The 12731-nt window shown below is 57.7% G+C and carries 10 protein-coding genes; 5 read left to right on the forward strand and 5 right to left on the reverse strand.

Annotated features, from left to right (window positions below; genetic code table 11):
- Positions 1-891 precede the first annotated feature (891 nt).
- Both AC0L3B_RS16330 and AC0L3B_RS16335 read right to left on the reverse strand, forming a co-directional pair.
- Positions 892-1578, reverse strand: coding sequence for an HAD family hydrolase (locus tag AC0L3B_RS16330; RefSeq protein ID WP_007596419.1), 687 nt, complete (start codon positions 1576-1578; stop codon positions 892-894).
- Between the two features lie 1188 nt (positions 1579-2766).
- Positions 2767-2997 carry a hypothetical protein gene (locus tag AC0L3B_RS16335; RefSeq protein WP_204512252.1) on the reverse strand — a complete coding sequence of 77 codons (231 nt, stop codon included), beginning with the start codon at positions 2995-2997 and terminating at the stop codon, positions 2767-2769.
- A 208-nt stretch (positions 2998-3205) separates the two neighbouring features.
- Between AC0L3B_RS16335 and AC0L3B_RS16340 the strand changes: the two genes are divergently transcribed.
- The gene (locus AC0L3B_RS16340; protein WP_473380728.1) at positions 3206-3391 is read left to right on the forward strand and encodes a hypothetical protein; all 186 of its coding nucleotides are present in this window, start codon (positions 3206-3208) and stop codon (positions 3389-3391) included.
- A gap of 1143 nt (positions 3392-4534) precedes the next feature.
- Here AC0L3B_RS16340 and AC0L3B_RS16345 read toward each other — a convergent pair.
- On the reverse strand, positions 4535-5818 hold the full coding sequence (locus AC0L3B_RS16345) for an NAD(P)/FAD-dependent oxidoreductase (protein WP_204512250.1): 1284 nt from the start codon (positions 5816-5818) through the stop codon (positions 4535-4537).
- A 378-nt stretch (positions 5819-6196) separates the two neighbouring features.
- On the opposite strand from AC0L3B_RS16345, the gene ybgC reads away from it, so the two are divergent.
- A complete protein-coding gene (ybgC, locus tag AC0L3B_RS16350; RefSeq protein WP_007596415.1) occupies positions 6197-6640 on the forward strand; it encodes a tol-pal system-associated acyl-CoA thioesterase in 444 nt (147 codons plus the stop codon).
- A gap of 241 nt (positions 6641-6881) precedes the next feature.
- Here the strand turns inward: ybgC and AC0L3B_RS16355 are convergent, their stop codons facing one another.
- A complete protein-coding gene (locus tag AC0L3B_RS16355; protein ID WP_204512249.1) occupies positions 6882-7100 on the reverse strand; it encodes a hypothetical protein in 219 nt (72 codons plus the stop codon).
- On the opposite strand from AC0L3B_RS16355, the gene AC0L3B_RS16360 reads away from it, so the two are divergent.
- The 3 genes from AC0L3B_RS16360 to sbmA all read left to right on the forward strand — a co-directional run bounded on the left by AC0L3B_RS16360 (position 7081) and on the right by sbmA (position 10234).
- Positions 7081-7428 carry a hypothetical protein gene (locus tag AC0L3B_RS16360; protein WP_204512248.1) on the forward strand — a complete coding sequence of 116 codons (348 nt, stop codon included), beginning with the start codon at positions 7081-7083 and terminating at the stop codon, positions 7426-7428. The two genes, AC0L3B_RS16355 and AC0L3B_RS16360, sit on opposite strands and share 20 nt — an antisense overlap.
- A gap of 686 nt (positions 7429-8114) precedes the next feature.
- Positions 8115-8858 carry an outer membrane protein gene (locus AC0L3B_RS16365; protein WP_204512246.1) on the forward strand — a complete coding sequence of 248 codons (744 nt, stop codon included), beginning with the start codon at positions 8115-8117 and terminating at the stop codon, positions 8856-8858.
- Positions 8859-9022: 164 nt separating this feature from the next.
- On the forward strand, positions 9023-10234 hold the full coding sequence (gene sbmA, locus AC0L3B_RS16370) for a peptide antibiotic transporter SbmA (protein WP_473380729.1): 1212 nt from the start codon (positions 9023-9025) through the stop codon (positions 10232-10234).
- Positions 10235-12396: 2162 nt separating this feature from the next.
- On the opposite strand, the gene AC0L3B_RS16375 is transcribed toward sbmA, so the two are convergent.
- Positions 12397-12498 (reverse strand): hypothetical protein, encoded by a 102-nt coding sequence (locus tag AC0L3B_RS16375; protein ID WP_369126693.1) that lies wholly within the window; start codon positions 12496-12498, stop codon positions 12397-12399.
- Positions 12499-12731 lie beyond the last annotated feature (233 nt).

Raw genomic sequence — 12731 nt, forward strand, 5'->3', positions numbered from 1 at the left:
CGGTCAATCGGCTGGTGGCGGTTCGCCCGCACTCCGCTGCAAACGTTGAGGCGCCCGATCCGGACATCATCATGAGGCGCTCGCGACCTCGGAAAGGACCATGACCCCAGCTACGACATCAACCCAACCCGACGAAGCCGCCAACGACGTCGATTGCCAAGCCCGCTAGGCAATCGTCTCGCCATCCGCGATCGCTCCGTCTCCGCAACCTGACCAGCTCCGACGGAGCGCTACCGGCGTGTCACTGGAGAGAGGAAGAATGGTAGCTTGACAACAAACCGCAATTAAAGGGCCGATTGACACTATGTCCGCCAGCAGCGGCGAAGCGCATCTCCATCCGGCAGCGCGACCTGCGCGTCAAACCGAACCGGTGCCTTTGGCGTACCGTGCGGCACGAGCGCTGGTGCTGTTACGGTTGCGGAGTTCCGGATGCCCAACTGGCCCCGTCAGCGTCCAACCATGACCCCTGCCTACTGCTGATTTCGTCCAGACCAGTACTGACTTGCGATGGAATAGCTGGGGTCAGCGTTCGACGCACGGGGTGAAGTTGCTCTCCGATTCTACAATGTGACGCTTGCCAACACGCTCGACTATCTGGGATCGCTGAGGTCGTAAGAGCGGCAATGTGTGGGTGAGAGATGGGTTATTGTTCGATCTGGCATCGTCAAGCCTCGAGCAGTGCACCGGTGACGACTACAGGCGCCTGGAATGCCGCGAGTGCGGCAGGTACCGGATTACGGGTTCGGTATTGCAGATGCTGGACTCGCGACTGAGTTGAGCCATGCGACGCGTGCGATGTCGAAGGCGGAGTTCGAATCGCCGAGATAAACTCGTTCAACATGGACGACATGATCAAGGTTTTACAGACGCTGTGCGGTGATTCTTCGCCGATCATGATTTGTGCATTCCAAAAAAACCGTAGCTTCGTAAGATTGGCAACAGCTCATGAAGGTTGTTAATCGTGTAGTCTGGATGCGCCGCTTGCAGGCGCGCCTCGGAAACAAATCCCCCGGTAATGGCTATACTTATCAGTCCGAGATTCCGTGCAATATCCGTTTCGATCGGCATATCGCCGATGATGAAAGTTGACGCTGGTTTCAAGTTGTTCTTCTGCATGTATAGACGAAGTCGCTCTCCTTTGCTTGTCGATTTGTATTGCGTGTCGCGGCTTTCGAACGCGAGCACATCGTCGATGCAGTCATTGATTCCAAGTCTTCTCAATTGGTAGCGCAGAGGGTCGACTATATGGTTGCTCACGATGATGGACGAAGCCCCTTCTCGGCGCGCCAACTCCAAGACTCTGCGCGCGCCCTCGCGTAGATCGGCTCTGCCCGCAAGAGCCTCATAGGCGTCGTGAAACATTGCACTCCCATCGCGATCCACCGTCGCAAGCTCGTCTCGCGATAGTCCGAGGCTGCGATAAAGAAGAGACAGCGGAACGTCGCAATGTTCCCGAAGCGTCTTCATGTCGATCGTTGTACGACCAAAGCGATCTAGAATTGCATTGGTGGTTTCGAGCAGTGCGTATGCATCATCGAGCAACGTTCCATTCCAATCGAAGACGAGAACCGGTTTCATGATCTGACCTTAAGCATAGATTCCGTGCAGGTGCCACCGTCGTTCGCCACGTATAGTAGCACCGAACTACTACGGCATGGGCATCGACACACTAGATGAGTTGAAATGCTGGCGAGAATGGAGACGATTGACGTCCGCGATCAATCGAGCAAGTTTCATTTGGACTCCTGGGCCGGCGACTGCGAGGCCGTCATGATCGTACGGGCTCTTTTCGGTGTCCCAGCAATCCACGTGCCAGCAAAGCCATTTGCGAGCCTCGCTTGAAGAGGGCAAAACCATGTTCTTCGGCTCAGGCGACGGAATACTCGCGCGTCAGTGTCTGGTCTCCGACATTAACGTCTTCAGCCGGATACGGCTGAACACGACAACGCGAAATGTTGAATATGATGGAGGCGCCATTCGCAAGTGTTCGCGGGCGGCGCTCCATGGAGACGGGGCCTTTGCGCTGAAGACGCTCCGGTTGGGATGGGGAAGTCGGGCTTCAGCAGGCGACTGCCTGAGCAACACGCGATTTGAGGACCGCGAAGCGACTTTCGTGGCGAGCACTCTCGGTCCTTGGCAGACTCGAGCTTCGCTGAATGCGCCTCAGGTCCGCTCATCATCCGGCTTGGGGACGAGGCCCTTGCCATCGCACTTATGTCAACGGTTACATCCAACGCACGGGCAGGGCGAAGAGGCTAAAGCCCTCGCACAATTCCCGCCAGAATATCTGCCCGCTTAAGACATTTTCGACCGTAGCAGCGCAGAAGCTGCATCGCGTGTCGCGGACGTTACGTCATCTAAAAGCGCACGTTCCTGCGACCTACGGTGACCGCGAATCGCTTCGCAAGATTAGGTGGCCGACAGTTGACGAAAGCAACAGGGGCTCAGACAGAAGAAGTTGAGCTGCTGCAAGAACACGCAAGGCTTAGAAATATGATCTAACCTGGGCATGTCCCTGCCGGGTTAACTTTGTAACTGGCCGCCCGGCAGCGCTCCTGGCAGCCTTATTGTGTTCCGGCTTGTGGACCGTGGAGGATGGCGCGCGTCAAGACTTCGACCCGTTCGGCAATTCGGCGAATTCGCCTCGCCACGTCCTCGACTGCGGTCATGTCCACCGGCTGCGTGCAGGAAATTGAGCTCATCTTCGCGTTAAGGTCCCTCAGCTCAGCCTTGCAGCGATCTAACTCCGCGTTGAGCATCGTAACTTCATTCATCGCCGTTGCCCGTATTGCCGTTGCTTCCGAGAAGATGTTTGTTCGGAGCATGCACCTGATTGCAATCTTTGTCGCGGTCGCGTGGCTCCACATGGGTAGGGGGCATCTCGAAAGGCACAGAACGGCCAACCCAAACACCGACCGGGTCGTTCACGCGCACAGCTGCAAATGGAGCCCCCATACCCAATTTATATAAAGGAATGAATTTCAATGGCACGCGCATGCGTTCCTCTCAGCAAAGCCCGGGCGACCGGCCGCACTCGCAAGAATCCAAAACGATTTTCGGGCCGCAAAGAGCCAAACGGCTTGGGTCCGTTAGGCGAACCGCCGAAATGCTTAGGCAAACCGCACGAGCGCGAGGCGCGGTGAACGCTGTCTGATGACCTTCGATGGTTCAACCCGGAGCCACCGGACGCTAGTGGCAATGGCAAGTGGGCTGGTTGCGCGGCAAATCGGAGGCGAAGACATTGGCGAAAGCTCTGAATCTTCTCAGAATGATGCTGAATTTCATTGGCGGCTCGCTGTTCGATGCATCGAAAGTAATGATGCCGGAAGTGGAAGATGCTGAAGACCGGCCACGAAATACTTCTAGCTCATTCTCAATTACTCTCGCCTGAATGGGCATCTCCAAACAAGAGTGTAGAAGCCCGGCTGAACCGGACTTCCGCTGTTGTCGGTCGCTCCCTTCGGATTGTGATCTGCCCATACGATCAGACGCCATCGAATGGTGCTTGTGCTGACGTATGCGCATGATTGCTTTGCGGAGGCAATGTGTGGCCTGCTGCAATTCCGATTTCGCGATGACAGCCCGTGCATCGGTAGAGAGCGGCAAAGGGAGCCGCGACTCCCGGCCCCTGATCCTGATCCTGATCGAAACAGTCGCTGTTAGATTGCTGTAGGTTGTTGGCGTTCTTATAGGTAGCCATTCGACTTCTGTCACAGAGTAAAGCCGGACTTTACCTCTCGGGACTTACCGAATGTAATGCTGTTGCTGCTAACATCAGCGTTTGGCCCGCAGTCCGCAAGCGTTGCGCGGGCAATCGGGGCCGCCAGTCGCAAGCTGGCGGTTCTCCCCGATTCGTTTCAACCAGTGGAACACGTTTCCCGGCGTGCAACCGCAAATAGCGGAATCTTACGCCGGCTATTCACAGGGCCTTCCTGTGGACAACCTCATTATTCGGAAGAGATTTCGCCGCGCACGCGCACGCGCTCGGCGCATGGATTAATTATGACACCCAAACAGAAAGCCGCGCTGGCATCTAGCACTACGATGCCGGGATAAAGCAGGGAGGCGAAGTTGCCCTGTCCATCATAAGGGAGTTTCCAGACGGGTTCAGCGAAACGAAACGACGCAGAACTCGCCTCACAGGCTGGCGCTTCCCTTTCGACCGCCGTGACGGCAACTCATGAGCGCTTCCAGTTTGGGGTGGGCCTTCGCGCCGGTGTCTCGCGATATCGAGAAACCCTTTTAAAGTGCGGCTTCGGTCACTGCCGGCTTTTGCGTTGAGCGCGTCTTCATCGAGCGGTCCCGTCGGGGAGATGATCCGCCTCCACGGTGCGGACTGGCATTCGGCGGAGAACCGACAGCTCGAGTCATGAACGTCACCCGTCGCAAGCTCGTCGTTTTCACCATCCGATTGTCTGACCCGAGGTATCCTAAGTTCCATAACGGCGCCCTTGAACACATCATAACAACATCACGAGGACCGGCATGCCTCGAGCGAGGGCAGCTTGTGAAGCCAACCAGGTTGCTGGGGTGATCAGAACCAGGAATCCATCAGGTGAACAAGCTGGGAGCCCGCCGTATAAAACGCCTCCTGCGCTGCACGAAAGCGCTGGGCTTCAACGGCGGTGACCGGCAACGGCAGGTCGTTCTCCGCGATCTGCCCCAATACATACGAAGCCAAAACCCTGCCAAACACAGTGCCTGGTGCGATTCCGCGGCCGTTATAGCCACTGAAACCGATGACTTTGCGGTCCAGCTTGTGAAGCCGGGGCAAGTTGTCGGAGGTCATTCCAATCATGCCAAACCAGCCGGTTTCAAACTGGACGCCCCGAAGTCCTGGAAAAAGCTTGTGCAACGATCTTTGGGCCCAAGCGCGGTGAATAGATCGCCCAATCCCCTCAAGTGCACCAACACTGCCAAACACGAGTCGCCCGGAGCGATCGAGGCGAAACGAAGAGAGGACCTCTCGAGTGTCCCACACACCGTGCCGCTCAGGCAGGATCGACTTTCTCAGATCCTCGGGCAGACATGGCGTGCCAAAGTTGAAATAGGGCAGTTGAATCTGTTCTTGCCGTACCTCAGACCAAAGTCCTTTGCTATAAGCGTCCGTCGCGACGACCACCCAGTCGGCCTCTACAGATCCGCTTTCGGTGCCGACTCTCCAGCGGAAACCATTCTGTTGCGCCATGACGGCCTCACTATGCGTAAATATCCTGGCTCCCATCGCAAGCGCGGCCCGCGCTAACCCTCGCACATAAGCCAATGGCTGTATGGTGCCGGCGCGCTTATCGAGCAGCGCGCCGGTGTAGTCGCCACCGCCTACTTTGCTGCGTGTTGCCTCCGCATTTAGCACCAGGACGGGCGCTCCACGCTTCTGCCACTGTTCGGCACGGGCCTCAACCTCCTCCAAGCCCTTACGTCCGACCGCACAATGCAAGGTGCCGGCACGTTCGACTTCACATTCGATGTGGTGCTTTTCGATGAGCTCGAATACCGTCTGCGGTCCGCGGCCGAGCTGTTCAAGTAACCGTTCTCCAAAAGGCGCGCGGAGCGCGGCGGGAAGCGACTCAGGCATTAGCCACATGCCCGCATTCACGAGTCCGACGTTCCGCCCGGACCCGCCGAATCCTATTTCAGACGCCTCCAAAAGCGCAACACGCGCTCCACCTTCAGCTAGATGAAGGGCCGCCGACAGCCCGGTATATCCACCGCCAATCACGACGATATCCGCTGCAATTTCATCGGTAAGTGGAGCAGTTTGTGGCGCTGGTGGCGCAGTCAGCACCCACAGTCCGTGTGATCGTCGATTGTTTCGCATCCGCCAATCCTCTTACAAGTAGCTTCTTGATCGACCCGAGCTCCAGCAGCCATCGTGAATACCGCTAAGTTCTGGCGGACCTCTCTAGTATCCAAGCGGACCTCCCTAGTATCCAAGCGGACCTCCCTAGTATCCAACACTGACGTGCCAGCGCCGCACCGGCAGGCAAATCGCAGGCCAAAAGGGCAGTTCGTCATCACCCCGAAGATCAGGCCGAGCTTCTAAGTTGTTGATCTGTTGAGGGCACGCGCAGCGCCCACGCGGCGGTGCGCCGGAGCTCCGACTGCGCGAACAAAGCCAAAGCCCATCGGCGCTTGCTCTGGAACGCGCCTTTGTGCGAGACAATGGGTCCCAAAAGGGCAGCAAGGGGACCATACCGTGAGAGCCTCTCTTGATGGCGAAATTCGCGACGGCCGCCATCATATGCAGATCCGGGTCTATTTCGAAGATACCGACTCCGGCCAGATTGTTTATCACGCGAATTTCTTGCGCTTCATGGAACGCGGCAGAACGAACTACTTGCGCCTGCTCGGAACGAATCAGCAAGCATTACTCAAAGAAGCCAAGAACGATGCGCCCGGTGTTGCCTTCGTTGTGCGCTCGATGACGATCGATTTTCTAAAACCGGCGGTCTTGGATGACATTCTTGACGTCGTCACAGTCCCGCAAGAGGTGAGGGGCGCGTCGATTGCCTTGCTGCAGGAATGCAGGCGTGGCGACGATCTCCTGGTCACAGCACGTGTACGGGTAGCGTTTATCTCAGCTGGAAAGGCGCAGCGCATCCCGAAGTCGCTGCGGCTCGCTATGGAAGGGCATAGATAAATCTGCCGCCTCATTCACGCGTTTGCCTTGCAGCGCTCCAACGAAATCAAGTCATCATGGCGGCGTAATTTAAAGCAAATGGGCTGCGGCAAACCCGGGGCGGCTCAATTACACAGTCCAGCCGAATGAATCAGAAGCCGGCGAAGAACGAAAATTAATCGGACTTCGTCGGCCGCTTTGGTCACAGCGACCACAGCGAAACCTACGTCAAGGATGACGGGCCGATTGGCGACTGGCGCGGCTATCCCGGCGGCGCTGCCGTGGCGAACTTGCGCGATCGCATTTCGCGGCTCTTCTCAAATGGCGGCACCGTCTCCATTGCCCCATGCTCCATCTGGCTGACGGCAGCGAGGCGGATGGTTTCCGGGCTGCGCGCCAACGCTCGGTGCTCTTGCCACTCCGGATAAAAATCATGGAAGAGGGCGGATCCGAGCGCGATCATGTTCGACGAGATGATCAAGACGGTCCAGGAGCCGGCCCAATCGAAGGCGGCCGGCGGCCTCGTCCTTGGGTCTGAAAACATCAAAGGCACGTTTGTCGGATTCATTAGAAGGTACAATCTTTATGTTGTTTTCTGGAATGCGGATCAGCACGATCGAGCGATCGTCATTCACCGTCGCTCAAAGAGGATGGATATCGTCGCGGAAATGCCGCTTACGTTCGAGACCGCGCATCGGCTAGCGCTCTTCATGCCGCGTGCCGTGCCGACAACAACATTGCGCCGGATGCGCCGCCAATCGAATGAAGGGCCGCGCGGCCATTTCGAAGTTGGTCCGGGCCTCCAATAGGCAAAACTGTTTCGCGGGGCGCCCACTTTATGTCAGCGAGTGCCATGATATCAGAATGGCAACCGGTGGCCTGTGGGCTGCCATACCTTACTTCACCGCTTGAACGCGCGAGGATAGTGCCGTGGCTAATGACGTAGAGCTTCTGATCTCGTATTTCGCGCTTTCGGGGCACGTTTACCCGCTGGGGGCCTGCTGAGGTCACTCCATTCCAATTCAAAGGCAGGGTCGAAGGGGCAGCGCGCGCGGGGTTCAACGGGTTCGGTCTTCACTACGAAGACACGATGGTCGCGCAAAGCACGATTGGTTTTGCGGAAATGAGACGCATTCTTCAAGACAATGGCATCAAATATCTGAAGATTGAATTTCTGCTCGATTGGTACCGGACTGACGAGAAGCGAATGGAATCCGACAAATTCCGTCAGCAAACTGCTCGATTGTCTCCGCCGAACTTGGAATGCGGGATATCAAGGTGGGCCCGGGATTCCAAGAAACGCATGCCGATGTGGCGCTCCGCCCATGGTGGCCTCCGTAAGGGGACACTTGGGAATGATCTGCAACGCAGAACCTAACGCAGCGTCCGGTTCACGCATTTCTTTCGGCACGAATGTTGTGACGCAGCTACAGCAATTCGCGCGCACGTTGTTAAGACGCATGAGGCTCGGGGCACTCAAGACATGAGAGTAGAAATGAAGAACTTCTTGCTTACGACTGTGAGCATTGTGGCGCTTGGCGCAATTGCGTCCGCATCCGGTGCAGACCTGGCTGCGCGGCCCGTCCAACCTCTCTACTCCAAAGCTCCGCCGCCTGTCGCGGCTGCAATTTACGACTGGAGCGGCCTCTACGTCGGTGTGAACGGCGGCTTGGGCTCAAGCTCGAATTGCTGGGACTACAATGGTCGCACCCCTGAGGGCTGTCATGATGCGACCGGCATTACCGTCGGCGGGCAGATCGGCTATCGATGGCAGATCGGCCAGATCGTGCTGGGCGTTGAAGGTCAGGGGAACTGGGCTGATCTGAGCGGATCCAACGTCAGCATTGCGTTCGGCGATGTCGACCAGAGCAAGATTGGTGGGTTCGGTACGATGACTGGGCAGATCGGTTATGCGCTCGACACCGTACTGTTTTACGCCAAGGGCGGCGTCGCAGTGGCGAGCAACACGTATCGAGTCAACTCCGCAGTCACGGGCGCGCAGTTCGCGGGCGCTGATAGCAGCCCTTGGGGTGCTACTGTGGGCGCCGGGATCGAAGTCGGTTTCGCGCCGAACTGGTCGGTAAGCGTCGAGTACGACCACTTGTTCATGCGGGATGCCGACGTGAACTTTGTCGTGGCTGCTGGTTCGCTGGGCGGCGACCGCATCCGCCAGGATTTCGATCTTGTGACTGCGCGGCTCAACTATAAGTTCGGCGGCCCGATTCTGCTCAAATATTGATCTGAAGTCGGACTGGTGAATCGAAGGCCCCGGCTAGACCGGGGCCTTTCAGGCATCGCGCGTGCGACGCGACTGGCGGGTGACCGGAAGTCAGGAACAGTTACCGAAACCGCGGCGAGTTCATCTTCTGAGCTGAAGTTCTAAATCGATAAAGGACAGCGAGCATGTTCGTTTCATTCTTCCCTCGACCAAAGTTGTTCTTTGCGTCGTCAATTCTTTGGACGGCGTTGGCGATGGCGTTTTGGTATGTATTTGCCGGCAATCTCTTTCCAGCCCCGGAGAAGCCGGTCGGGCTTGCGACGTTCTGGTCGGCCTCGGCGCTGTGGTTTGATCTCTATTTTGCGCTGGCCGTTACGGTGTTCGCGGCGGCATGGATGTTATTTGCCCCGCATCCCTGGGCGACGTGGTCCATTCTTGGTTCGGCGCTGATCCTGTTCACCTCTTACTTTCAGGTCCAGGTCTCGGTCGCGATCAACAGCTGGTATGGACCGTTCTATGACATGATCCAGGCTGCGCTTTCGAAGTCGGCGCCGGTCACGGTCGAGCAGTTCTACAGCGAGTTGTCGACCTTTGCCGGCATAGCGCTCGTGGCCGTCGTGGTCGGCGTGATGACGCGATTCTTCGTTAGCCACTACATCTTCCGCTGGCGCACGGCGATGAACGATTTTTATGTCGCCAACTGGCCACGGCTGCGCACGATCGAAGGCGCCTCCCAGCGGATCCAGGAAGACACCATGCGCTTCGCCAGCACCATGGAAGGTCTAGGCGTCAATCTCATCAGCGCGGTGCTGACACTGTTGGCGTTCCTGCCGGTTCTGGTGAGGCTGTCCAGCAACGTCACGGAGCTGCCTCTGTTCGGCTCGATTGCCTATCCGCTGGTGTTCGCCGCGGTGATCTGGTCGATCCTGGGCACCGGCGTTCTCGCGCTTATCGGCATCCGCCTGCCCGGAATTGAATTTTTCAACCAGCGGGTCGAAGCGGCCTATCGCAAGGAGCTCGTGCTCGGCGAGGATGATACGGCGCGTGCCAATGCGCCGACATTGAGCGTGCTGTTTAGCGACATTCGCAGGAATTACTTCCGGCTCTATCTGAACTTCATGTACTTCAATATCGGCCGGATCGTCTATCTGCAGACTGACGTCATCTTTCCTTATCTGCTGCTTGCGCCCACAATCATCGCGGGCAGGATCACCCTCGGCGCGATGAACCAGATCCTCAACGCGTTCACGCAAGTACGAACCTCGTTTCAGTATCTCGTCCACTCCTGGAGCACGATCGTCGAACTGATCTCGATCTATCAGCGGCTGCGGAGCTTTGAGGCAAAGATCCACGGTGGGCCACTGCCGTCGATCGAGATAAGGAAGCCAGCCACATGATTCCTATAGCTATAGGGAGTTGACGGACACCTGACCTTCCGTTCCGCGTCAATCGGTCGCAACGCTGCTGAATTGCTTAAGTTGTGAGAAGGGGCACTCGAGAGAATGGCGCTCGGCGTGGAGAAACTTAGCAACTGCATATCGGAACCCCCGTGACGTGTTGTTGTGGATGACGGCTAGCGCGCTGTTGCAGCGCGCGGACTGAGGCAAAGGGGCGGCGGATGGCTGTAGGGGCCATTACAGCCGCGGCGGGTAAGCTACAAAGCAGCCGCGTCGCGTTCGACCTGCAGTCGAGCCAGCGGGTTCATGACACCGAAGACTTGCTCCGAGAAAACAGCCATGAATCTGATTTGCTCCTGGAAATGGGTTCTCAGAGTCCACACCGCCTAGCTCTACAAATAAGTACCAGCGTGTCGTAAGTTCGACAGTGTGAGTCAGACACGCCTCAACGGTGTTGTCCAGCGAGCAATCACATTTGTGTCACACATGGCACCGGACACTGACTGACTAGCCAGAACGACCATGCGGGATGTTTCAAACTTGATCCGCCTCCATGGAATACGGTGCTAAACAGGGGTAGGCATTACGTGGGGCGGCGAGCCCTTGTGACCGCCGGATGTGTTGGTGTCCATTCTGGTTCTGGCGGAACGGTAATCGAGCCCAGTGGCACCCAAGCTCGTTCTAGCGTCACTGGATCGCGCAGCTGGGCGAAAGTTTCGGTGCGAATATCGAGCCACTCGAACCAGCGATCCTGGACGGCGACAAGCTGGGCTGGCCGGAGCACGCCGAAATTATCTCGAAGAGAAATTCTTATCACCGTAAGCTCAACTGTGAACCGTGCCAGAAGAGTTCAAGATGATGTTGCGTCGTGTTTCAACTACCAGAACCGGGATTTGACAACTCTGAGCCTGCGGACCAATCCGTTTCCGCCGAGCCGGAGCTCTGGCCGTGAACATGACCGCCAGATTGAGCAGCGTGGATTCACAAGCGTGGCTCGCCGACTATAGCAACCGCGCCGCACATCCGGCTCAAAAGGCGCGACGAGCTCCTAAGCTGGAATTGGCGCGATCGGAACAAGCAATCCACTAAGGCTGCCCAATTCACGGCTCGGCGATCCTCACCAAATGCTTTACGAACTTTTGTTGATAGCGTCAGCAAGCGTCGACTTGAAAACCAAAGGACCTATCCGCAGGATGCTTTCTTAAGCCGTCATGCATCCAGAATGAGCGGAGCACGAACTGTCACATTACCGAAACCTAGCTCTAGTACTTGTAGGCTCGGCCGTCTCCCTTACTCCTCCCGCTCCCTGGAGCGAAGAAGGTTTATTCCGCACGGCTTTCCGGGGGCCACCGGCCAGGCGGGCCGGAGCCGAGGTCGGCCAGATCTCCGTTGTTTTTGGATTAGCGCCATGACACCGAAAACCAAACTATGCGCTTTGTTGCGAGGTGTTCTGGACGATGCGATCGGGATGGTGCCCGAAGCAAACCGGACGTCTTCGTTGAAGGCGTGCCTCGCCGAAAAGGTATTAGCTCTGGCCGCAAAAGGTCACTTGGATCCAACTGTCTTGACGCGTCTCGCGCTACGGAGTCTGCAGGAATCCTGTTGTGGTTGCTACGGGTGCGAACTGCAGAACCCCCTTCGAGGTGTGAAGGACCGAGAATGAACTCCAAACCTATTCCCCGCGCTCCGGCGTAGCTGACCGCCTGGGTTTCGGCGGGTTGCAAGGCGGCAGGAGATTAGAGGTCTGCCCGGCCATGGAGCTTGCGCCCGGCAGCGATGCCATCTGAGCGCGAGGGTTATGGCGTCCTGCCCGGAGAAACTCGGGTCAGTCCTGCTGTGGATGCCGCCTTGCTCCATCATGAGGTCGCCCGTGTCCGCGGCTTTCACTGACGTCATTGCGCCCCGCCCGCGGCACATATGGATTTCTCCTCTGTCCGCATCGGCGCTTGGCGCGCGATATCGGCGATGTCGGAGGGCAGGGTGCTCGCCTGCCCGGTTGCCGCTAGTAGCCGAAGCGGGCGAGGCCGAGTGATCCGAAAGATCGGACGGGCCGGTGAGATGTTGGAAAGCCGAGCTGCCTATCGTCCGGGTTCGCGACAGACGCGGATGAGCCGATCTATTATGTCCTCAACGCTTGCAGGCGGACTCTTGCCGTGGCCGCCTCAGCGGAGGCAGCTGTGTTCGACGATCTCGTCTGCCTCGATTGCGACGGCGATGCGCCGCTTACCCTGGCAAGGCGGCAGCCGCAAGCCAAGCAGTATCATTCCCGCGGCATCGACGCAGGTTCCGAGCTCGTCGCCCTTGCGACTACCCCTCTCCACGATTACGGCTGACTTTCGGTGTCGAGTGTGCTCAGCGCTGAGCCGGCGGTTCCCCGCGAAGTGCTGAGCTTGCCGTCCGGAGAAGGAGGGGTCGCAGGCCAGCGAAAGGGGCCGGGATCGCGCAGGCGGCGCTTGAATCTCACGTCGGAATTGCCTGAATGGCCGGGCTCTGAGCG

The organism is Bradyrhizobium sp. Kon56, assembly GCF_055807635.1.